This window comes from Bacillus sp. B15-48, assembly GCF_016879755.1.
GTDB lineage: Bacteria > Bacillota > Bacilli > Bacillales > Cytobacillaceae > Mesobacillus_B.
Genome location: NZ_WOFU01000001.1, coordinates 236,993 through 260,015, shown reverse-complemented (window position 1 = coordinate 260,015; position 23,023 = coordinate 236,993). Strand labels below are relative to the sequence as shown.

The window sequence follows — 23,023 nt, the reverse complement described above, 5'->3', positions numbered from 1 at the left end:
GACGGAAAATTTATAATTTAATGACTTCTTAAACTAAGAATTCTGAGATAAAATGAAACATAAGAGAGATGTGCAGATTAAAGGGGGATGAGATGGTGCAAAAGGTTCGAAAAGCGATTATTCCAGCAGCTGGATTAGGAACAAGGTTCTTGCCAGCAACGAAGGCGATGCCGAAAGAAATGCTTCCGATTGTCGACAAACCGACGATTCAATATATTGTTGAAGAAGCGATTGCGTCCGGGATTGAAGATCTCATCATTGTAACAGGAAAAGGAAAACGGGCGATTGAAGATCATTTCGATCATGCGATGGAGCTTGAAAACAATTTGATGGAAAAGCAGAAATTTGAATTGCTGGAAACCATTCATAGCATTTCTACTATGATTGATATTCACTATATCCGCCAAAAAGAACCGAAGGGATTAGGGCACGCGATTTGGTGTGCGCGAAAGTTTATTGGCGATGAGCCATTTGCTGTTTTATTAGGAGATGACATCGTACAATCGGAAGTCCCGTGTCTAGCACAGTTGATGGATGAGTATAATAAGCGCTTTTCCTCCGTCCTTGCAGTCAAAAAAGTACATGAGAGTGAGACACAACGTTATGGAGTCATTGATCCAATTGATGATGGCGATGAACGAATCTATCAAGTTCAAAATTTTATTGAAAAACCAGCACCTGGAACAGCACCTTCCAATTTAGCCATAATCGGCCGCTACATATTAAACCCAGAAATTTTTATGTTTTTAGATGAACATGAAATGGGCGCCGGAAATGAAATTCAATTAACCGATGCGATTCAAAAATTAAATAAAATCCAACGAGTATTTGCCTATGAATTTGAAGGAAATCGCTATGATGTTGGGGAAAAACAAGGTTTTATCGAAACGACAATCGAATTCGCCTTGCAACGCCCAGACTTACGCGATGAATTATTAGCTTTTATGGAGAAGAAGCTCGCTCAGCATTCAAAAACAAGTTAATAATCGAGTCAAAGAAACCACGTAAAAAAAGCATGAAGTTCCTCCAATAGCGAGGATTTCGTGCTTTTTCTTTTGGATTCGGTCTTCAGCTCGTTTCATTTGTAAATTCAACCTGGTTTCCATTTAACCCGTAATTCATTTCAATCATGTGAATAAAAGGTTCAACGAAACTTGCATCAAATTGCGTTCCCGCACAATCTCTTAATTCTACGAAAGCCTCTTGAAATGATTTTGTCTTTTGATAAGGCCGTTCGGTCGTCATCGCATCAAAAGAGTCAATAATAGATAAGATGCGCGCCAATTTAGGGATGCTTTCCCCCTCTATCCCATAAGGGTAGCCATTGCCGTCATAGCGCTCATGATGGAGCTCGACAAGTGGAATCACATTCTCAAGCTGTTTGTTTATGGAGATGATTTCCTTTCCCCATGTGACATGTTTTTTCATCAGTTCCCATTCATGTGGTTCAAGCTCACTCGTTTTATTTAAAAGTTCCCGTGGAATCTCAATTTTCCCAATATCGTGGACAAGAGCGCCGAGGATGAGCGTTTTCCGTTCACTTTCATTCAACTTTAGCACTTTCGAAAAATCAATCGCATATTGGAAGACACGTTTGCTATGACGATAGGTGTGTACATCCTTTGAAAGGAAAAGTTTTAACTGCTGCTCTGCTGCCGCTAATTCCTTTTCAAGATGGACTGTCTTTTGTGTAGAATAATCCACATCCTTATTATATACGCGAACCATGTTCTTTCCTTGTTCTTTCACACTGTACAATGCTATATCTGCTTTGTTCAACAATTCAGAAGTGCTATACGTCTCCTTATCTAATTCAGCAATCCCAGCTGAAAACGAAAGGCAGCCGTAGGGCAATACTTTTACTCCTTCAAAATGAGTATCGTTCGTCTTTTTTCGAAGCCGATTGATAAAGGCTAACGCCTCCGTTTGCGAGGTTTTCGGCATGATGATTGAAAACTCTTCTCCGCCATATCGAGCGACAATAAAATCATTCTGTTCCGTCTCTTCCTTTAATAATGCGCCAAATTCCTTCAAGAGCTGGTCGCCTTGGATATGCCCATGCAAATCATTATATTTTTTAAAATCATCGATATCTAAGATTGCGACATTCAAGGCTTGTTCACTTTCTCGTGCTTTTACTAATTCCTGATCTAATAATTCTTTAAAGTAACCGTGATTATTCAAGCCCGTTAAAAAATCTTTAGACGCTTTAGCAGCGACCCCTTTATAAAGTTCAAAATGTTTCTTAAACGCTTGCGATAATAAAATCGAAACGCAAACAAACAGAAATAATCCGAATAAATTATGTGAACTAATAAGAATGACGAGGACAAGCGATAATAATAATGTACTAGCATATGTAGTTAGCGTATCGCCTACCATCCCTTTTAGCACGGTAATTAAATTTTCTGACTCAGCTAATAGGAAATAAACTCCAACTAAAACCGCATTTACGATAAAATAAACACTCAGCGAGGAAATATAAGGTATGAGGTCCGTAAGATGAACATTGCCAACTTCGCCTCCAGTGAGTATAAAGACATGGTAAGAAAGAATAATCATAAAAGAGTAGATGGAGAAATTTAGTACATGCTTCCACCAAATACTGCTACGTTGTGAAAAGGTTAAAATCGCTGTGTTTAAAAATAAGACAAATAAGGTTACATTCACTCCAAATAAAAATAGACTGGCTAAAAATACGGAAGAATCCATTGAGAGTGTATTCCCTTTAGGGGGAAGCTGGATGTGGTTATAATTAAGTAATACGACTGTTCCGCTTAATGCGAAAATCATCACCCATAATGGATGGGAAAAGCTTTCGAGATTAATAGATAGAAGAAATAGAACAATCCCAAATAGCGAGATTGAAGAAATGTAAAATTTGATTTGATTTTTAAGAGTCGACATCAGCAATCACTCACAATACAAAGGTAAGGAGAAGTTTAAAAAAACTCCTCCCATAATCAATACCATATTTTAAAACCTGATGTTAATGCAATAATGACTGAGCCAAGAATAATTGTATTCATTATAACATTAGTGACCTTAATTCCCTTACGTTTTTGCTCTTTTTTCATCGAAGTTCACTCCTTCTGGATTCATTGAGTTATGTAACACCTTTTTATCGCAGATTAACTAGGTAAAAAACCGACGATAAACGATAAAATGATTCCGTCAAAAACCAAATGAAGCGATCACCTATCTGAGAGAATATAATAAAGTATATAGTCAAAATGAAAATGGTAAACTTTTCTATATTTATAATAATAGATAAACAAATTTTTACAATCCTTTTTAAAAGTTGTCATAATATAGTTATAATTTCAAAAAATAACAGAAAGAACGGTCGCCGTTTTAAATGGTTAAAGTTCCCCTTATGGAAAAATCAAAAAGAATCATGTATTGTTAATTTATGAAAAAGCTTCAGTTTCGCTTTATAATAGGAAGAGAAATGGTACGGGTAATGATACTCGTCTTTTTTTGGGCAGGCCTAATTAAAAAATATGCTTCTCAAAACGAAACATTGCTTCCCTTTTAATCGTATAAATATGAAGGAACACACGTAAGGAGTCGATAACAATGCACCCGTTTCTTTCTTTTCTCATTCGAACGGTTATAACCGTTCCTACTGCAGTAACGGTTTGGCTGTTAAGCTATTTTGCATTCAACCAAACGTTTCTCATGGCATCCGGGATTTCATTGGCAGGTGGGGCTCTCGTATATGGACTTGTTTCTTTTTACTCCAATCATCGTTTTCTTAAGAAAAATGCGATTACGCGAAAAGAATATCGCTATATTAAACAGAACCTTGATGAAGCGAAGCCAAAAGTTGCTCGCCTACAAAAAACATTATTTTCAATTCGCCATCTCCCGTCATTAAAAGAAAGAATGGAACTCGTTCGGGTCATTCGAAAAATTTATACGTTAACGAAAAAAGAACCGAAGCGCTTTTACTTAGCTGAACGGTTTTACTTTTCCCATTTAGACTCTGTTTTGGAGTTATCCGAAAAGTATGCCTTTCTTTCCGCACAACCGAAAAGGAATCGAGAATTAGAGAATTCCTTATACGACACGCGCGAGACATTGAAAGAGATGGGAAAATTAGTTGAGAATGATTTATATAAAGTCCTCGAGGGAGACATTGATGATCTCAATTTTGAGATAGATGTGGCGAAAAACTCAATAAATACGGTGCGCGGAACAAGGATCACCAGGACCCATAAAGGAATTAAACCGTCCACAAATAAAGCTACTGACCAGCGAATGAGTGCAAAAGAACGAAAAGACGAAAAAAATCCGCAGACAACCGAATGGAAATCGATACCAGCTACGGATAAAATAAAGTCTGAAGAAAAGCAAATGGACTCGCCCGGTCCAAAGTATTTTATCAATACAAACATCAATGAAAAAGAAACAGTAAAGATGACCCGTGAAACAAAAGATAAAGACGAGTATAGGAGGTTTGATGAATGAGCGAAAAAAATCCGGATTTATTGAAGAACACCGACAACATAATGGATGAGCTCTTGACAAGTCCATTTGGAGAGTCTACACCCGAATTGGAACTTCAGCCAGTGAAGGAATCTGAAACTCATGCTGCAAAACCAGTAAAGTTGATTGATGTCATCCCAGAAGAAAATAAGGAAAAAGCTTATCAACTTGCAGAACAAATCGATCCGAAAAACCATCAGGCGATGATCACATACGGCACACAAGCACAGGGGAAATTACTTAATTTTTCCCATTCGATGCTCGAACATGTTCAAAAACAAGACGTCGGCGAAGTCGGGGAAATTATCAATGATTTAATGAAGCGATTGAAAGAAGTTAGCCCGGATGATCTTAAACAAGATAAACCATCATTTTTCGGTCGCGTATTTGGAAAACTTACGAGGTCTGTGCAAGAAATGTTATCAAAATATCAGAAGACGAGTGCGCAAATTGACCGGATTAGCGTCAAACTCGATCGCAGCAAAAATGTGTTATTATCGGATATTACCATGCTAGAAAAACTGTACGAAAATAACAAAGAATATTTTAATGCGTTAAATATTTACATCGCTGCCGGAGAAATAAAGTTAGAAGAACTGAATAATCAAACGATTCCAGCGCTAAAACAGCAAGCACAAGCAACGAATGACCAAATGAAGTTCCAAGAAGTGAACGATATGATTCAATTTGCAGACCGTCTAGATAAACGTCTACACGATTTAAAATTAAGCCGGGAAATTACGATTCAAAGTGCACCACAAATTCGTTTGATTCAAAATACGAACCAAGCTTTAGTCGAAAAAATTCAATCATCAATCATGACGGCCATCCCACTTTGGAAAAATCAAGTAGCAATCGCATTAACTTTAATTAGACAACGTCATGCTGTTGAAGCGCAAAAGCAAGTGTCTAAAACAACAAATGAACTTTTGTTAAAAAATGCTGAGATGCTAAAAAGTAATACAATTGAAACAGCTAAGGAAAATGAGCGTGGCCTCGTCGATATCGAGACATTAAAGAAAACGCAAGAAGACTTAATTACCACTTTAGAAGAGACGATGCGCATCCAAGAAGAAGGACGCACGAAACGTCGCCAAGCCGAACAAGAATTAGCAACGATGGAGAACGAGTTAAGACTGAAATTGCTAGAAATAAAAGGAGATTAATTTCCATTAAAACTGGGGGAGTTCCGAAGCATTCAGAAGGTGCTTACGAACTCTTTTTTTAAAAGATAAGTATATAATTTTAGGTCTACCACAGTCATTCGTGCTGTGGTCTTTTCGTTATATGGAGACTAACATTTTTCGACAAACACCAACATTGGGAAGCTTTCAAAAGAAAACACGGTGTAATCAAGGGTGATGTGGGGATATTAAGGCTTTTGTTTGTGAAGGTTGTCTTGATGTTCGAAAAGTTCCATATCGATGTAATAGTCGTTTCTGCACAACTTGTTCTGTTGGTGAAAGCGAAGACTAACTGAGGATGGGCTGATGAAGGGTTAAGAGACATGTTTCTTGGCATAAAATGAGTCTACGTTCAGCCATTCAAGGTCAAGTTGCTTAAGCGTTTGTTAGTTTTGCCATCGGGAATTTTAATCCGAGTACTGGGGAAAAGCACGGATAATTTTTTTTGGTTTTTCCGGAAGAGGTCATTTTTATGGACATTTGACCGAAGAGATTTGTAGGCTTTTTAACCGATAATGCTGGTAACGCGTTTTTTTATCCAAGTACTCGTATTAAAAACACCAAATTCCCGTGATATATTGCTAGTACTCGTAATAAAACGCTGTAAAATGAAGGGTTAATCCGAGTACTAGCAATAAAATGAGGTCAGAAGGTCGATATAATCCAAGTACTAGCAATAAAAAACGGCCCAAAACCGGTTTAATCCAAGTACTAGCAATAAACTAGCCTTAAAATCACGGTTAATCCAAGTACTAGCAAAAAAATATAACCTATCTATGAACGATCCATCTTTTTAATTCGAGTACTGGGAATAAAAAGCCTCCATTTCACAATCAAATGAGTTGTTAATTAATCATAGAGAACTATGTAGGTGGCCCGCTTATTTTTTAAAAAATCATTCATGTCCTCCTGTGAACATTTTGCGGTTTTCCCTTATAACCCTCGAAGAAACGTTAATTTAACTAGAATATATAACATTGGATAAAAGGACCGGGTGGTTTTTGCCCGGTTTTTCTTAAAGTGGGACTTTTGGACTGTCTGGTCACGTATCGGAGTTCTACGTTCCCGGACCAAAGCAAGGAAGGTGGACGCGGTGCCATAGTGGGGCTGTATGTACCTGCTTCTCGATAGTGCGAGAATTACGGAAAAAACCAGTAGTGCTTCCTTTAATGATGCCTTTATGTATTACTTTGAGAATATTGACGCTACTAATCTACTATGCTAAAATTAATAATGAATATCATTCTCAATAAATAGAGTGGAGTGCATCGGAGGGTTAGCTATGAGTTTTATTCAATTTAATCAAGTTACGAAATATTATCCTAAATCAGCTACACCTGCAGTAAAAGAATTAAACTTAGACATTCTAGAAGGGGAAATTATCACGTTATTAGGACCAAGTGGATGTGGGAAGACGACGACGCTTAGAATGTTAGCAGGCTTTGAGCAACCTACTTCAGGTAGTATTCGTATCGGTGATGAAATCGTGTATGACAGCCGCCATGCTTTACCTCCAGAGAAAAGAGGAATCGGGATGGTGTTTCAAGATTACGCCTTATTTCCTCATTTAACAATTGAAAAGAATGTTACGTTTGGTTTAAATAAATGGAAGCCTCTCGAAAAGAAAAAACGTGCTGAGGAGGTTCTTGAATTAGTTGGGCTTGGCAGTTATGGCAAACGTATGCCGAGTGAACTGTCTGGTGGACAGCAACAGCGTGTCGCACTTGCTCGTGCACTAGCGCCACACCCAAAGGTCATTTTAATGGATGAGCCATTTAGTAACCTTGATGCTGGCCTAAGAGAAAAAATGCGTTATGATGTGACAACGATTTTAAGGAAAGCAAATGCAACAGCTATTATCGTGACACATGACCAAAAAGATGCGTTTGCTGTTTCCGATCGTGTTGTTGTGATGAATGAAGGAGTCATTCAGCAAATTGCCACGCCAAAAGAAATGTACCGATGTCCATCTAATTGTTTCGTGGCCCAGTTCGTTGGGAAAACGAACTTAATTTCCGGAAGATTATGTCCAGATTTAAAACATGTTGATACGCATATCGGCCGTGTCTGCCTGCCGAAAAAAACCGATCAACCAGTAGATAGTGTGATGATTTCAATTCGTCCTGAAGGTTGTCGTCTTACTGATAAGGGGCGTTATGCAGGAACGGTTGAACGTGTGACATATAGTGGTGAATACCAGGAGCTTCATGTACGATTACAATCTGATCAACTTGCTAGTGAAACGATGGTTATTTATGCACCGGTCGAGCAAGATATTCAGGTAGGAAGCACGATATCATTCGATATTACACCAGAGTTAGTAGCAATAGTGAATTAATACATTTATCGTGTCTGCTTTTACATACATATAGAAAGCTGTCAGGCAGCCTTTCAATCTGTATATATAGCAGGCTTTTTTATATGGTTAGGTGGATAAAAGATTAGTAAGCATTACCATAAAAAAACGATGATTTTTCTCATAATATTGTATTGACAATGATTATCAATTGCACTATACTTCGAAGTATAGTTATGAATGATAATGATTATCATTATCGAGATAAATTACATAATAATAGGGGGATATTTATGAAAAAATCGTTAAAGTTACTCGTATATGCTATTATGACATTAGCACTTATGTTTGTTGTAGTAGCTTGTGGTAACCAAGAAGAAACAGAGTCAGAGCCAGAAGTGACAACAGGAGAAGAAGAGCAAAATGAAGAAGTGGGAAAACTTGAAGGACAACTAGTCGTCTATTCATCACGTAATGAAAATTTTGTCCAACCACTTTTAGAAAAATTCGAAAAAGAAACTGGGATTGAAGTATTAGCACTTCACGGAGCTGAACCTCTTCAAATTGTAGAAGAAGCAGGAAATGTACAAGCAGATATTTATATTTCAAATGATCTTGGTGCACTAGGATATTTGCATAAAGAAGGGTATTTAACAGCATCTAATCCTGAAGGAATTGAGACGATCCCAGCAGAGTTCCGTGCTGACGATAATGCGTATTTTGCCATTTCTGCTAGATCACGTGGATTTATTTATAATAAAGACATGATTACAGAAGAAGAAATGCCAAAAAGTATGGAAGATTTATTTGACCCAAAATGGGCTGAAGTTGAAAATGGCTATGCGATTACTCGCGGTGGTAACGGTGGTATGATTGGGCACGTATCAGCACTTCGTTATGAGTGGGGCGATGAGAAAACGGCTGAATGGATAGAAGCGATTAAAGAACATGCAGCAGGGATATATCAAGGACATGGTGATATTCGTCGAGCAGTCGGGGCTGGTGAACATGCATTTGGTTTAGTGAACAACTATTACTTCCATCAACAACTGCTAGAGCCTCAAGATAATAACGTAGGGTTTATTTACCTTGATCAAGAGGACGGACAAATGGGAGTGATTGCAAATGCTGCAGGTGTTGGTCTTGTAACGAACGGACCAAATGAAGCAAACGCACATGCTTTCCTTGAGTGGGTGTTATTACCTGAAAACCAAGTAGCGTTTGTAGGGGAGTCGCTAGAGCAATTAATTAATTCTCAATATGGAGCGGAATATCCAGCAGAAGTGGAACCACATATTGTAGAGTTTAGTGAGTTAAAAGTTCAAGATATGCCTATTAAAGAATTAGGGAACTATTTTGAAGATACGAAAGAGTTAATTGAAAAATCAGGGCTCGATCTTGATTTACGATAATAGATAAAATGAGAGAAACGTAGGAGAGGGCATTATGCATAACGGTAAAAATCAACAACCAGAACGAAATAATGATCGAAATGCCAAGGTTGGAGAGAAGGTCTCTCCAACCCTTCTCCATTTTTTTAGAAGAAAGTGGTTTGATAGTTGGAGTGGTAATCCACCGGGACTAATTTTACTTCTCTTTGGCCTTTTTGTCGCATTAATTATGTCTGTACCGATTATTTATGTCATGTGGCGCTCAATGTTTGCAGGAGTCGACCGCTGGATGCGCTTATTAGATGATCGAATTCCTCAATTGTTATGGAATACGTTCTCTCTGACTTTTGCTGTAACCGTATGTGCTGTGGTCATTGGTGTCTCGCTCGCTTGGATCGTAGTGCGTACCGACATACCTGGTCGAAAAATGTGGCAATGGTTAATGGCCGTTCCACTAGTCATTCCACCTTATGTAGGTGCGGTAACCTACATTATTGTTTTTGGTCCGAGTGGCTGGGTGAGGGATGTGTGGAGAGATACCCCGTGGCTAGTTGAAACGTTTGGTCAATATCCTATAAACATCTATTCGTTTTGGGGGATCTTTTTCGTCTTAACGATGTTCACGTATCCGTATGTCTTTCTTATTGCTTCTGCCTCACTTCGGAAAATGAACCGCAATTTTGAAGAAGTTGCACGATCACAAGGGATGTCATCACTTCAAGTGTTTTGGAAGGTCAATTTACCATTCTTGCGTCCTGCCATTGGAGCCGGTGCAATCTTGATTTCGTTGTATGTTCTCTCTGATTTTGGTGCGATTGCGATGCTTCGTTACGTGACGTTTACTGCAGCGATCTATTTCCAACGAGCGAGCTTTGATACGGCTTCTGCTTCTGTTTTAAGCTTAGTGCTTATTTTGTTAACGATCATTATTTTATGGATTGAAGCTCGTACAAGAAAGAAACATAAGTATTATCAAACATCGAATACATTTAGAGAGCCTGATCTTTTATTTCTAGGCAAGTGGAAGCCGTTAGCGATAGGGTATGTCCTCCTCGTATTTTTCTTATCTGTTGTTCTACCAATTGCTGTTCTCGTTTATTGGTCAATCATCGGCATTGGGATGGGAGCATTAGATGATCGGTTCTTTGGCTTTGCGTGGAATAGTTTAAAAGTTTCAGGATTTGCAGCGATTCTATGTATGATTCTTGCAATGCCTATCATTTATTTGAAATCACGTTATCCATCATTCATCTCAAGTGGCATTGATAAGTTAAGTTATGCAGGGTACGCATTACCTGGAGTGATCGTTGCGTTAGGTTTTGTTTTTATCTTTAACAATCACATTCCGGTTCTTTACAATACGTTTTATATGGTAGCTCTCGCGTTTGTTGTACGGTTTTTGCCGCAAGCAATGCAGGCAGGGGAGGCATCGCTTAGTCTTGTCTCACCTCGAATTGATGAGGCGGCGCGTAGTCTAGGATATCCACCATGGAAAGTCATGTTTAAAGTGATTTTGCCATCGATCTTACCTGGTATTCTTGCAGGTGGAGCGCTTGTGTTTGTCAGTTCAATAAAAGAACTTCCAGCTACGCTTATGCTTAGGCCACCAGGATTTGATACATTAGCGGTTCGTGTGTATTATGAAGCATCGGAAGCCATCTATCATCTGGCGGCACCATCTGCATTAATCATTATTCTCGTATCAGTAATTCCATTGCGCTATTTACTGAAAAAATATTAATTAAACTTCTTTTTAAAAGGAATTGCTACATAGCAGTTCCTTTTTTGATAAAATGACAAGAAAAGTTCTGTTAGTTTTTGCATTGTCATACTCATGTTCCCGGCCCAGAGTAAGTGAGAAGGACGTGGTGGCATGGCGGGGCTCTATGTACCTGGTCCAGAGAAAGCGAGGGAGGATTCGGTAACATAGCGGGGCTCTATGTACCTGGTCTAGCGAAAGCGAAGGAGATGCGAGTACATAGCTGGGGTCTATGTACCCGTTCCTGTGAAAGTGAGGAGGGAGCCGGGTCCATAGCAAGGCTCTATGCGCCCGTTCCAGCGAAAGCGAGGGTGAGTCGGTTGCATAGCGAGGCTCTATGCGCCCGTTCCAGCGAAAGCGAGGGTGAATCGGTTGCATAGCGGGGCTCTATGTACCCGTTCCAGCGAAAGCGAGGGAGGACGCGGTAACATAGCGGGGCTCTATGTACCCGTTCCAGCGAAAGCGAGGTGGATTCGGTAACATAGCGGGGCTCTATGTTTCCGGTCCAAAGAAATCGAGGGAGACAGGGCTACATAGCGAAGCTCTACGCACCCAATCCTAGGAAAATGGAGAAAAAGTTCGGTCACACAGGGAGGACCTATGTGCTCGATCTTTGAGCAAGGCTGAAGATATAATCACGTAGTGGGGATCTACGTTGCCTAGCCCTCAAAATAGAGAGGAAAACAAATATGTAGAGGAAACCTTCCTATCTTTTCTAGGCTTTAGAAAGTGATATGGTACCACCATTTGACCTTTCTACAATATGTAAAGCTGGTACGGTACGTAAATAGTAGTCTTGTCATTCATAAAAATGAAATACACATCATTCGTAATATAGCCATTTTGATAAAATCTACATGTGATCCCTTTTTAGAAGTTCGGCAAGAACCCACGCGACTTTAGTCGTGTGATGAATTGCCGTTTGATTCGTAGAATCAAAAAAATATTTTTAATATACCTACTTTCTACTAGATATAAATAATACCCTTGTGGTATATTATATGTGAATTCGGAACATACGTTCCGAGTCGGAATAGAGTGAAAGTGTGGTGAAACCAATGCTTGAATTAGTAAACCGTGGCTATGTGTATCGCGCTACCCCTATTTCTCAAGAAGTAGAAACTTATTTACGACAGTGTTTTGGTGCAGACAGAAAAATGTATAACCTACATGTTGCCCACCTATATGATTATTTGGAAAAGAGTAACTATCAAATTGGCGATCCATTACCTTCTTTAAAGAAGATGGGTATGCCGACTGTATCTGAATTCAAAAAACAATGTGTAAATGATAATGTGGCTTACTTATATCTTGTAGACGCATTCGCCTCTAACGAAGCAAAGCAACACTTCAACAAGGCGATAACCGCCTTTAACAAGATTGCATGTAAGAAACAATACAAGAAATCTGCCTTAAAACGTCAGAAGACACTAGGGATAGAACCGACATTTCGTGATTTAAAAGGAATACCAAAGTTCCATTCTCGTAAGGATAGCAAAGCCAGCTATACTACATTCAATCAAAACGGAAATATCTACATTAAAGATGAAGTATTATATCTTCCAACTGCACAAAAGTCTTCTGTGAAAGTAGTTGGGTTAAATCTAAACACACATAGACCATTACCACAAGGCAGTAAAATTAAGAATGTAACGGTTACTATGAACACGAAAGGGCAATTTGACGTGTCTATTTGTGTTGAATTTCCAATGGAAATTGCAAGCATTGGTACACCTACTCGTATTCTAGGACTAGATTATTCTCAATCTCATTTTTTCATAGACAATGAGGGTAAGAAAGCCAATTATCCTCAATATTATCGAGAAATGGAAGAACGTCTAGTGAAAGAACAACGAGTGTTATCACGCAGAGTAAAAGGCTCTAATCGTTGGGAAAAACAACGACTTGTCGTTTCAAGACTGACAGCCAAAGTAGCAAACCAGCGAAAAGATTGGCTTCACAAGAAATCCTATGCTCTTGCGAATCGTTATGACATGATTGTAGTAGAGGACCTAGACCTTCGTGCGATTGGACAAAACAAGTATTATGCTAAAAACCAGCAAGATAATGGTTTTGGTAATTTCCGTCTGTATCTAAAATACAAACTAAAACAACGAGGAAAATACTTTGTCAAAGCACCGAAAGATTTTGCGTCTACACAATTATGTTCAACTTGCGGTCATAAGAATACTGCACTAAAAGGAAATGTAGATATTCGTGAATGGGATTGTCCTTCTTGTGGCACACATCATGACCGAGATATTAATTCGGCGTTCAACCTAAAACACTATGGAGAACGTTATACTAAAGAAAAAATTCTGCCACAAATAGTTGTGGCTTAAATAATACAAGCGGGTTGCTTGGAACCCAAACAGTACCTCTAGCGTGGTTTGAAGGGCAGGACACTAGTCTTGTTGTCCGCTGTAAATTCTAAAGGTCGTAAGACCTTACAAGCCCGTGACTTTAGTCATGGGTTGTTGACGTAATATTTTGTAAGGGTTTTCATTTTGTTGTAAGGCTATTAAATCTTCTGCTAATTTCCTATGCTTCCCATATAGTATAGCTGGTTTCTTATTCAGCTCTTTAAAAAAACGACGAACTTGTGTTGAATAAATGATTGGTAAGTTTTTTTTAGCTTGATATAAAGTGAATTCTGGATTGATAAAAATCACGTAAGAAACTAGTGGAAGGTGGAAGTCGAGACTTTTGAGTAGTTGTCTTAGAGGGAGGAGCTTCGCTCTAGTTGTGTCAAAGGATTCGATATTTCCTTGCCGTAGTTTGATTATAGTGGTCTCCTTCATAATTTTTAATTTCAAATTGGTGATTCTTTGAGAGCCTTCAATTTCAACAAAACACATCCTTTCTATTTTTAATATTATGAAAACTGGTACGTTAAAACAAGTGAACATTAAGTGTCTATTAAATGTTACATTATGTGAAAGTCTATTGACGAGAATGGCGGTAAACGAATAGAATGAGCTTGTCCACTGCAGGATCATCCTCACGTATTGAACATCTTTATCCTTCCAAAAACTCCGTATTGAAACACTAATTCCAAAAATACTAAAAACTTTTAAAAATTATAGGGGGTATTGTTTTGACTGCTAATCTTACAAGTGTTGGATTAAAAGGCTTAGAAGGCTATCGTATTACAGTTGAAGTGTTGACAATGAATGGTGCAAGTAAAATTAAGATTGTTGGACTGCCAGACGCCTCTGTCAATGAATCGAAGGAGAGAATTACTGCCGCGTTTGGTTCACTAGGTTATCACATTTTTCATAAAAAATTCATTATTAACTTATCCCCGACAGAACAGAAGAAAAATGGCCCATTATTTGATCTCCCAATTGCGATTGGCATGTTAAAAAGCATGAACGTGATTGCTGCTGACATCTCAGAAGATACTGGATTTCTAGTTCATTGTCTTTGGATGGAACTCTAGGTCCAGTAGAAGGGATTCTTCCCGCTGTACTCGCAGCTAAAAAAGTTGGGTTGAAACGGCTTTATATCCCATTTGACCGAACCTTTCCAAAGCTAGAATTTCCCGATTTTCAGCTAATCCCAATCACTTCCTTGGAAGAGGTGATTCACCATTTAGCTGGAAAACCGATTCCACAATATGACTTTGACGCCGTTCCTCCTAAAAAAGGAAGATATCAGATTGACTTTGAGGAAGTAATTGGGCACACTAAAGCGAAACGAGCGCTGGAAATTGCCGCAGCTGGAGGACACCATTTTCTCCTATCAGGTCCACCGGGTTGCGGGAAAAGTATGCTCGCTGAAACGTTTCTTTCGATTTTGCCACCGATGTCGCGTGAACAATACCTTGAAGTATTATGTATTTATCAATTAAGCGGTCTTCAATATGAAGATTACACGCAACCTCCATTTCGTTACCCTCATTTTTCTACTTCTAGCAATGCAATGATTGGTGGCGGTCAATTTCCGCGCCCTGGAGAAATCTCACTTGAATTTGTTTCCAAGGAGTTGCAACAAAATACCTTGATAACTACCTCTACTGGTTCCGATGGCTTTAATTTGGAAAAACTTAGCATTTAAAAATCGAGTTGAGCAACTGCTTATTTCAACTTGTCAAAAATCGAATTATAATACTGTTGAAATAATAAGAATGGAATAAAAAAAGACCTTAATTAAAAGATCGAATTTCATAATATTATATTTTTTGGTCTAATTAGTTTTTTATTGTAACAATGCCCCTAAAAAGACAAAGGCATTTACAAATGAATGAGTTATAATTGAAACGATTATTCTCTTCGTTTTTACATAGATGAACGACAAAACAAACCCCGTTGCAATATAAGATAATAAGTGATTGAAATCCATATGCGGAACAGCAAACGCTATTGAAGATACCAAGCTAGCAATAAAGAAGTTAGTCTTCGTATATAGTGTACCAAAAATAATTTTCCTGCACATAATTTCTTCAAAAAAGGGTGCAAAAATAATAGTAGTTACTAAGTTGATTAGCAATGGGATGAAACTTAAAGTAACCAAACTATCAGTTTTTGCTTTAGTGCGTTCAGAGACACCATCTGAATTAAGTAGATAAATATCAATTAATCCAACGATTACTTGAGTGAATATTATCATTAAAAATCCTAATATAATCCACTTTATAGACTTTTTGAACGGAAGAGCATCCTTTGATACTCCCTTTTTTATATCAGGGTTTAATAGAAATAAAATAATAATCGCAGTTAGAATTGAAACTATCAACTTACCATATAAGAAAGCATTTTCTTTTGGTATATCAAATTCGGTTATCAATATAGGAGCAACTACATAAAAAACTAAAAAAATAGAACAAATATAAGTTATAAAAACTCCCCAATATCTTTTATACATAAAAACCCCCTAATAAGAACATTTGAATAATATAATACAATATTTATATCACACTTCTCTTATTTTTGATTGGATTTTATCCTTTATTTTCCTCTTAATTGAGGTTTCAAACTCAACTTTTGACTAATAACAACAAACTATACGAAAACAGCCTTAAAAAATAATTTAAGGACATGCGCTTTCTTGCCCCATTTTTTAAGTGAGCTTGCTGCTAAACATGATTGGAGCAACCGTCGACAAGTGAAAATTATACGAATCGCGCAAACAATTGCCGGCTTAAATCAGCAACCCGAAATTACAACAAAACATATTCTTGAAGCGAGTGCCCTATCCCAACTTTAAATAAGTAAAAATGGGACTAAGTATAACGTACCGCCCACAATAAGATGATAAAAGTTGCTTAGTCGACGCCCTTCGACTAGAATGAGTTTGATATAAATAGAATAGAAAGCAAAACCCAAGGGGAGCGATAAGCTGAGAGTGAACATCCGTTCTGACCCTTAGAACCTGTTAGATAATGCTAGCGCAGGGATGTGGAATGTAATGAAACCTTATGAATTCCCCTTGTATTTTGCGATCTTATGCAATAGAGAGGGGATTTTTTGATGAAAAATATCAAATTAGTCGCATTAATTGAGGCTGCTTTTTTCGCAGCGATTGCGATGGTGCTTGACTTGCTGCCTTCCATTCATGTAACACCAGCTGTCTCGATTTCATTTGCGATGGTACCAATCTTTATCATTGCGTTTCGCTGGGGTGTTAAAATGAGCTTCATTTCCGGATTTTTATGGGGGCTTTTGCAATTGGTAACAGGGGATATTTACTTTTTGGCAATTGATCAATTTTTAATTGAGTATTTTGTCGCCTTTGCATTCATTGGGGGTGCGGGGCTATTTTATCCAATTATCCAGAAATCGGCACGCGAAGGAAGCAAACGGAATTTAGCAATTTGGATTGTGATTGCCGCATTTGTCGGCAGCCTTGCAAGGTATTTTTGGCATTTTGTAGCTGGTGTCCTTTACTGGGGCCATTATGCACCAGAAGGTACATCTCCGTTTATGTACTCCTTAATTGTCAATGGCGGAACAATGCTCGGAGCCTTTATTCTTTGTTCCATCGTGCTCGTGCTCCTGATTACGGCTTCAAGAAGATTGATTGTGAGAAAAGGCGGAGGTGCGATTTCGTCCACACTATAATAAAAAAAGGTACCTTCATTTTGTAGGAACGGGTTCTCTTTTGAGGTGCAAAAAGCAAAAAAGCAGGGCAACCATGTTGGAATTTGCCCTGCTCTTTGCCAATTAACAATAATAGACGGAAATATTCCGCTTAATTAGTAAAAATCATTGAAAATAGCTTAAATAAGCGGAGGGATTCAGTCAAGTCCTCAATATTGTGTAAAATACAAAACAATGTTTTCAATTAATATCAGTTAAATGTAATTACTTTGGGTTAAACGACACAACCACCCTTTACATTTTTCGAGCGAAACTTCCATGGGTTTTATGCTCCATACCCAGTCAAGGGTGTCAAAGGCGGGTTTTCCTTTGATAGCCTTGACTGGGTATGGAATAATCCAAAAATGGAAGTTGCCTTAAAAATTAAACATAGCTACTTTTTAAGAGATTTTTGTTTCGAATATACGGTATCTTGATACTGCATTAAAACAGCCCCAATTAAACGGAAAGCAGATTGAGTATTAGGAAAAATACGGATTACTTTTTCTCTTCTACGTACTTCTTGGTTTAAACGCTCCAGTGAATTAGTACTACGAATATGGCAACGAACATCCTCTGGATGCTCCATGTATTGAATGGTATCTTCGAACCCTTCATCTAATATATTAAGTGCAGCTTCGTATTTAGGATTATCTCCAAACTGGCTCATCAATTCATCTTTAAACTTTCTCATATCCTCAATAGTGACAGCTTCAAAAGTTCGCTTAATCATCATACGAATTTCGCCTGAGTCTTTTTTAGGAAGCTTCGCTATGATATTTCGTTTAAAATGTACATTGCACCTTTGCCAACTTGTCCCAATAAATTCCCGTTGAATCGCTTTCTGGAGCCCTTTATGAGCATCAGAGATGACTAGTTTCGGGGATTGTAGGCCACGTGACTTAAGTTGTTGGAAAAAGCGACTCCAGCTCTCAAAGCTTTCAGCGTGATCTACACTTAATCCAAGTATTACCCTTTTTTTATTCTCTGTAATTGCAGTCGCAATATAAACAGCTTTTGAAACGACACGGTGATGTTCACGCACTTTAATATACATGGCATCTACAAAAACGAAAGGATAATATATTAGATTCAAGGGCCTTTTTGCCCAATCATTAACAATAGGATCAAGTTTCTGAGTAAGAGAAGAAACAAATGATTTAGAGAAATCTTCACCACATAGTTGTTCCACAATATGTGTTACTTTTCGTGTAGATACACCATTGATTACCATCTCCAACATGGAAAGAACTAATGCCTGATCACATCGTGCATATTTTTCAAAAATGGAAGTTGAAAATTCACCATTCCGAGTTCTAGGAACTTTAAGTTTGATTTTACCGATACTCATCGTTAATTCACGCTCATAGTAGCCATTCCGATAATCACGACGCTCCGCAGAGCGTTCATAAGCATCAGCCTTTAGATAATCATCTCTTTCTTTCTCCATATACTCATTCATGACAAGAATAATGGCGGATTTAACTACTGTATCTAAGTTTGAACTCATCACGGATTCTTTTAAAAGTTCCAAATCTAGGTTAAACTGTAATTGGGTCATTCTTATTCCTCTTTTCATTGTTTATCGTGGTTGAAAACATTGTTTCCAAGAGGGATAAAAATGAACCCTTTTCTTTTTACACAATTATATGGACTTAATCAGGGATTCCGCCTATTCACTCAATAAACGTGAAAATGGGGGATTTTTATTAGCATAACCGGAAAATCTCCCCTTATTTCCCCGGAAACGAGCTCCATTCTGCATTTAACCGGAAAATCTCCGCTTATTTTACTTTCGCTACTTACTTAATGAAGGACAAGCCTTCTATTTAGGTTTGTTGCTGCAAATCAAATCAATTAATTAACAAGATTCGCGACTAAAATATATCGATCAGGTGCATCACCGATAAAATTAAAAGGATAGCACGTTGTCACTGTTAAGGTCGCTCGCGGTTTCGGAACAATGACTGAACGATCATCGGCATCAACAATCCGAACTTGGTAAACTTTATACGTAAATTCCCCAGCAGACGTACGGACAATCAGTAAATCTCCTTCACCGACTTCGCCAAGCTTGCGAAAAACCGTGTCACGATGACCAGATAAAACGGAATTATCTCTTTCGCCTGGAAGAACACTGCCAGCAAAATGACCGACTCCTTTTTCAAGTTCATCTTCATCTGTTCCATGAAAAATCGGCAGGTGTGCATCAAGTTTTGGGATATACAGCTCGCCAATTTCTTCGCCAATCTCAGGGCGGATTGGATAAAGCACTTCATCGCTCAACGGTCTATGCTTTTCTAATGTCGTATCCGTCTCCTCTGGTTCCTCTTCAACAGCCATCACCGTGCCGCTCGGTTTTGTTTGTTTTACGAACGGAGACAAGTTGCTGAGCACGAGCCATCCCCCGATCAACACAAACATAATCGGAATGACCAAGGTGAGTTTTTTCATTATGAACGCTTCACCTGGCGTCTACGAAGAAGGGCTGCGCCGACTAAGATCATGCCAAACCCTGCTACTATTCCTTCAGCATAATTCCCAGCTGTGTTCGGCAATTTTCCGCCTTTCACTGTCCTGACTTCACTATTTTTCTTGTCTTTCTTCTTTTCTTTTTTTGGTGTAGCCTTTGGAGCTTGATCGACAACTTTTCCAATCGTGCCTAATTGTTGGTCAATTTTGTCGATTAAATCTCCGCCGAACAGGTCAGCAGTTAGGAGAATGTCGGCTAGGAATTTTCCATTTTTATTATAGAATTCGATTAAAAGATTTGCTCCATTAGTAGACTCAAGCATGAACGCTTCTAATTCAGTGAGTGCTTTCTTTTCAGTACCTTTTACTAGATAGTATTTCGCCTCTAACTGGAATAAATCTAGCATTTCTTGATAGAGGGAAAATAATTCGTTTAACTCCGCTTCTGTTAATTCAGAGATACTTTCAAAATCGCCAAGCGCCGATAATCGGGCATCAATATTGAGCATTTTCTCTTCAAAAGCCGGGTCCATGAAATCAATCGTTAAGAAATGTTTTACTAAGTTAACGAATTCTTGGTTCGTTAAACCGATGCCAAGTTCTTCAAACAAAAAGTCTGATTCATCTAAAAGCATATACATCGCGACAGTTAAGTACAGTCCATCGATTGTCTCATAATGATCAAGTGAATCATCGTACTTCGCCAATAATGACTGCAATTGTTCTTTCGTTAATTCATAAAAATCAAGCAATTCTTGCAAGCTCTGTTCAGTAATTGGCATTCCATACATGAATAGCGCATATTCAAGGTCATCAATCGTTTCGTAATCTTCAAGAGAAACCCCGTTATTTGCTAAAATCGCCTGTAGTTCATCGAGCGTAAGGCCGTAACGATTTAAAAACTGGTTTAAACTATTTTCGGTAATGGGTATTTCATAAAAGAGTAATGAAACCTCAAGGTCTTCGATAAATTGATAGTTCTCAAGGGCATCGTCGTTTTTTGCTAAAATCGCTACTAATTCATCAAGCGTTAACCCATAGTCATCGAGCAATTGTTGTAAATTTTCATCGGTAATGGCCACTCCTGTATAGAAGTCAACCGTAAAATCTAGGGCATCGATGTAAAGAAATACGTTTCGAACATCTTCACCAGCTTCGATTTCCCCATTTTCAACCAACAATTGAACTAACTCTTCTTCACTGTCAATCTCGTAGTAACTCAATAATTCTTGTAAATTTTCATCGGTAATTCTTTCACCTAAAAAGAACTCTAATTCTTCAATGGAATCAAAGTCTTCTAGACTTGTTTCCCAGTAAAATGAAAGATGGTGACTCAGCTGCTCCTCGGTTAACCCTTCTTTTTCTAAAAACGTCGTTAGCTCTGATGCACTCACAGCAAATCCGACTGAAGGGAAAACTCCGATCGCTAAAATAAGAGATAAAATAACACCGCGAAAAAGCTTCACATACATTCCTCCAAATGGTATAAAATTGTAATTGGTACAAAAATACTATATATCAATATGGTAAAATTTGAAATAGTAAATTTTACTAGTATTTAGAAAAATTTTGAAGACGAAAAAAGAAGCAGGACATGTATTCCTGCTTCTTTCATCATTCGATGATTTCAATTTTTTTGCCAGGCTGTTTAGGAATGGTAATTTTTAATAGTCCGTTCTGATAGGAAGCCTTCACTTTTGATTCATCGATTGGATGCGAAAACGTGATCGTTCGGCTTGAGCGTTGAATCGATTCGCTGCGCCGATAAATTTGATTGTTGTCATCTTCTTCTGTAAGTATATCTTGCTGCTTGACCGAAATCGTTAAATGGTTTCCGAGAATATCAATAGCGATCTGCTCCTTTTTAACCCCTGGGAGCTGAGCAGTCACAATTTGGCGATCGCCGGTATCTTTTACATCGATGGGAAATGAAACGTGTGGAAACGGCTGTTTAAAAAACTCATCCATATGCTGTAAAAAACCTCTTACCGGTGGCTCTTGCATAAAGTGATTGACAGTTCGAAACAAATCTTCAAACGGATTCCACTTATCTAGATAGTTTGGCCCATCAGATTTCTTTGACATAACCGTTCTCCTCCTTGAAATTTCTGCTATATCTTATGTGCGGAGGATTTTTTTAGTGCCTGGTTACATTCAGAGAACCTAATAAAAAAGTCACAACCATCTATAAAATGGCTGCGACTTTGTAAATACGTTTGTCCAATCAACGGTTTAACTATAGCCCCAAATGTTCTTTCAGTTCGGTTTGGACGCGTTGTTTTTCTTCAGCAGGGACTTGCAAATACCAGATTCTATTAATAAAAATTCCATTGCCTTCAATCTTCATTTGTTCAATATTCGAGGCGGCACTGCGATATTTCCCTTGAATTTCAACCATCTCATCAAACGTAATGTTTGTTTTGACATTTCCTCCAAGCGCTTTGAAAATATCGTCAAATCTTGTTAACGAACCGAAGCTGATGCCCTTATCGATCACACCTGCAATGACTTGACGCTGCCTTGTTTGCCGGCCAAAATCGCCTTCAGGGTCTTGTTTCCTCATCCGTACAAATGAAAGAGCTTCTTCTCCATTTAAATCAATTTTCCCTTTTGCAAAGTGCTTATTTCCTTCCGAAAATTCAAAGGCATTATTGATCGTTATTCCGCCTACTGCATCAACAATATCCTTAAAGCCGTCCATATTTACTTTCAAATAATAATCAATTGGGATATCGAGGAAATTTTCAACCGAATCCATTGACATTTCCACTCCGCCAAAGGCATAGGCATGATTAATTTTATCCTCGATTCCGCGTCCGATAATTTCCGTCCGAGTATCACGAGGAATACTGAGCATTTTAATTGAATTTTTATTAGGATTAACCGTAATTGCAACAATCGTGTCGGAACGCCCTTTATCGCCTTCACGTTCATCCACTCCGAGCATGAGCACAGAAAATGGCTCAGCCTCGCGAAAGGTAATTGGCCGCGGTTCACGTTCCCGTACAATCGGTTCATGCATTGTGTCGACAGCACTTGTCAATGATCGATATATGCTAAAAACATATGCTCCAATGGCAACGATAAATAACAATAAAATAATTCCAGTCACCCGCAGCCATGTTCTTTTCTTTTTACGTTCAGATCTCATATCATTTCCTCCATAATATTACAATGTCCAATTTTACATTATTTAAAAAGGTGTATCTAAGAAATTTTGTTTATTGAAGCTATTACACTATTTTTAATAAGGTTAAAAATAGATGTAGAGTATTGCTAATTGAGTAATATAGCTTTTTCCTAATATTCTTTATGGGTTCAAACACCATCCTCTTGTATAAACCTATAGT

General features: G+C 38.2%; 17 protein-coding genes, 3 pseudogenes and 1 riboswitch. Of the genes and pseudogenes, 13 read left to right on the top strand and 7 right to left on the bottom strand.

Annotation, left to right across the window (positions count from 1 at the left end; genetic code table 11):
• Positions 1–95: 95 nt before the first annotated feature.
• A complete protein-coding gene (gene galU / locus GNT69_RS01285) occupies positions 96–983 on the top strand; it encodes a UTP--glucose-1-phosphate uridylyltransferase GalU (protein WP_203553930.1) in 888 nt (295 codons plus the stop codon).
• A gap of 85 nt (positions 984–1,068) precedes the next feature.
• Here galU and GNT69_RS01280 read toward each other — a convergent pair whose 3' ends face one another.
• Entirely contained in the window at positions 1,069–2,907 is a 1,839-nt protein-coding gene (locus tag GNT69_RS01280) for a diguanylate cyclase (protein WP_203553133.1), read from the bottom strand.
• A gap of 672 nt (positions 2,908–3,579) precedes the next feature.
• Here GNT69_RS01280 and GNT69_RS01275 point away from each other — a divergent pair.
• From GNT69_RS01275 to GNT69_RS01230, 10 genes and pseudogenes are all read left to right on the top strand, one after another.
• Complete coding sequence (locus GNT69_RS01275; RefSeq protein ID WP_203553132.1) at positions 3,580–4,473, top strand: 5-bromo-4-chloroindolyl phosphate hydrolysis family protein; 894 nt, start codon at positions 3,580–3,582, stop codon at positions 4,471–4,473.
• Positions 4,470–5,657, top strand: coding sequence for a toxic anion resistance protein (locus GNT69_RS01270; protein ID WP_203553131.1), 1,188 nt, complete (start codon positions 4,470–4,472; stop codon positions 5,655–5,657). The genes GNT69_RS01275 and GNT69_RS01270 overlap by 4 nt, the downstream gene beginning before the upstream one ends.
• Positions 5,658–5,776: 119 nt before the next feature.
• A pseudogene (locus GNT69_RS26125) lies at positions 5,777–5,964 on the top strand (IS91 family transposase); the annotation flags it as partial.
• A gap of 993 nt (positions 5,965–6,957) precedes the next feature.
• A complete protein-coding gene (locus GNT69_RS01260) occupies positions 6,958–8,013 on the top strand; it encodes an ABC transporter ATP-binding protein (RefSeq protein WP_203553130.1) in 1,056 nt (351 codons plus the stop codon).
• A gap of 251 nt (positions 8,014–8,264) precedes the next feature.
• Positions 8,265–9,383, top strand: a complete 1,119-nt coding sequence (locus GNT69_RS01255; protein ID WP_203553129.1) for an extracellular solute-binding protein — start codon at positions 8,265–8,267, stop codon at positions 9,381–9,383.
• Between the two features lie 34 nt (positions 9,384–9,417).
• Positions 9,418–11,103 carry an ABC transporter permease gene (locus GNT69_RS01250; RefSeq protein ID WP_203553128.1) on the top strand — a complete coding sequence of 562 codons (1,686 nt, stop codon included), beginning with the start codon at positions 9,418–9,420 and terminating at the stop codon, positions 11,101–11,103.
• 1,064 nt (positions 11,104–12,167) lie between these two features.
• Positions 12,168–13,463, top strand: coding sequence for an RNA-guided endonuclease InsQ/TnpB family protein (locus GNT69_RS01245; RefSeq protein ID WP_203553127.1), 1,296 nt, complete (start codon positions 12,168–12,170; stop codon positions 13,461–13,463).
• 755 nt (positions 13,464–14,218) lie between these two features.
• Positions 14,219–14,563, top strand: a complete 345-nt coding sequence (locus tag GNT69_RS01240; RefSeq protein ID WP_203553126.1) for a magnesium chelatase domain-containing protein — start codon at positions 14,219–14,221, stop codon at positions 14,561–14,563.
• Positions 14,564–14,703: 140 nt separating this feature from the next.
• Positions 14,704–15,078: pseudogene (locus tag GNT69_RS25350) on the top strand (ATP-binding protein); the annotation flags it as partial.
• A 20-nt stretch (positions 15,079–15,098) separates the two neighbouring features.
• Positions 15,099–15,259, top strand: a pseudogene (locus tag GNT69_RS01230) (IS1595 family transposase); the annotation flags it as partial.
• Positions 15,260–15,321: 62 nt separating this feature from the next.
• Here GNT69_RS01230 and GNT69_RS01225 read toward each other — a convergent pair.
• Positions 15,322–15,987 carry a CPBP family intramembrane glutamic endopeptidase gene (locus GNT69_RS01225; protein ID WP_203553125.1) on the bottom strand — a complete coding sequence of 222 codons (666 nt, stop codon included), beginning with the start codon at positions 15,985–15,987 and terminating at the stop codon, positions 15,322–15,324.
• Positions 15,988–16,113: 126 nt separating this feature from the next.
• Between GNT69_RS01225 and GNT69_RS01220 the strand changes: the two genes are divergently transcribed.
• The gene (locus GNT69_RS01220) at positions 16,114–16,329 is read left to right on the top strand and encodes a magnesium chelatase subunit ChlI family protein (RefSeq protein ID WP_343206457.1); all 216 of its coding nucleotides are present in this window, start codon (positions 16,114–16,116) and stop codon (positions 16,327–16,329) included.
• Between the two features lie 108 nt (positions 16,330–16,437).
• Positions 16,438–16,536, top strand: a riboswitch (TPP riboswitch).
• Between the two features lie 56 nt (positions 16,537–16,592).
• A complete protein-coding gene (gene thiT / locus GNT69_RS01215) occupies positions 16,593–17,183 on the top strand; it encodes an energy-coupled thiamine transporter ThiT (RefSeq protein ID WP_203553123.1) in 591 nt (196 codons plus the stop codon).
• A gap of 412 nt (positions 17,184–17,595) precedes the next feature.
• On the opposite strand, the gene GNT69_RS01210 is transcribed toward thiT, so the two are convergent.
• From GNT69_RS01210 to GNT69_RS01190, 5 genes are all read right to left on the bottom strand, one after another.
• Positions 17,596–18,762, bottom strand: a complete 1,167-nt coding sequence (locus GNT69_RS01210) for an IS256 family transposase (RefSeq protein WP_203553122.1) — start codon at positions 18,760–18,762, stop codon at positions 17,596–17,598.
• A gap of 296 nt (positions 18,763–19,058) precedes the next feature.
• Positions 19,059–19,655: a class D sortase gene (locus GNT69_RS01205; protein WP_203553121.1), complete on the bottom strand. Its 597-nt coding sequence runs from the start codon at positions 19,653–19,655 to the stop codon at positions 19,059–19,061.
• Positions 19,655–21,139 (bottom strand): processed acidic surface protein, encoded by a 1,485-nt coding sequence (locus GNT69_RS01200; RefSeq protein WP_203553120.1) that lies wholly within the window; start codon positions 21,137–21,139, stop codon positions 19,655–19,657. The genes GNT69_RS01205 and GNT69_RS01200 overlap by 1 nt, the downstream gene beginning before the upstream one ends.
• A gap of 148 nt (positions 21,140–21,287) precedes the next feature.
• Positions 21,288–21,758: an Hsp20/alpha crystallin family protein gene (locus tag GNT69_RS01195; protein ID WP_203553119.1), complete on the bottom strand. Its 471-nt coding sequence runs from the start codon at positions 21,756–21,758 to the stop codon at positions 21,288–21,290.
• A 151-nt stretch (positions 21,759–21,909) separates the two neighbouring features.
• The gene (locus GNT69_RS01190) at positions 21,910–22,824 is read right to left on the bottom strand and encodes an LCP family glycopolymer transferase (RefSeq protein ID WP_203553118.1); all 915 of its coding nucleotides are present in this window, start codon (positions 22,822–22,824) and stop codon (positions 21,910–21,912) included.
• Positions 22,825–23,023 lie beyond the last annotated feature (199 nt).

Coding starts and splice junctions, on each gene's coding strand:
- GNT69_RS01205 (WP_203553121.1), bottom strand. CDS start 19,655: ATGAAAAAACTCACCTTGGTCATTCCGATTATGTTTGTGTTGATCGGG.
- GNT69_RS01195 (WP_203553119.1), bottom strand. CDS start 21,758: ATGTCAAAGAAATCTGATGGGCCAAACTATCTAGATAAGTGGAATCCG.
- GNT69_RS01275 (WP_203553132.1), top strand. CDS start 3,580: ATGCACCCGTTTCTTTCTTTTCTCATTCGAACGGTTATAACCGTTCCT.
- GNT69_RS01250 (WP_203553128.1), top strand. CDS start 9,418: ATGCATAACGGTAAAAATCAACAACCAGAACGAAATAATGATCGAAAT.
- GNT69_RS01270 (WP_203553131.1), top strand. CDS start 4,470: ATGAGCGAAAAAAATCCGGATTTATTGAAGAACACCGACAACATAATG.
- thiT (WP_203553123.1), top strand. CDS start 16,593: ATGAAAAATATCAAATTAGTCGCATTAATTGAGGCTGCTTTTTTCGCA.
- GNT69_RS01190 (WP_203553118.1), bottom strand. CDS start 22,824: ATGAGATCTGAACGTAAAAAGAAAAGAACATGGCTGCGGGTGACTGGA.
- GNT69_RS01280 (WP_203553133.1), bottom strand. CDS start 2,907: ATGTCGACTCTTAAAAATCAAATCAAATTTTACATTTCTTCAATCTCG.
- GNT69_RS01255 (WP_203553129.1), top strand. CDS start 8,265: ATGAAAAAATCGTTAAAGTTACTCGTATATGCTATTATGACATTAGCA.
- GNT69_RS01225 (WP_203553125.1), bottom strand. CDS start 15,987: ATGTATAAAAGATATTGGGGAGTTTTTATAACTTATATTTGTTCTATT.
- GNT69_RS01260 (WP_203553130.1), top strand. CDS start 6,958: ATGAGTTTTATTCAATTTAATCAAGTTACGAAATATTATCCTAAATCA.
- GNT69_RS01210 (WP_203553122.1), bottom strand. CDS start 18,762: ATGACCCAATTACAGTTTAACCTAGATTTGGAACTTTTAAAAGAATCC.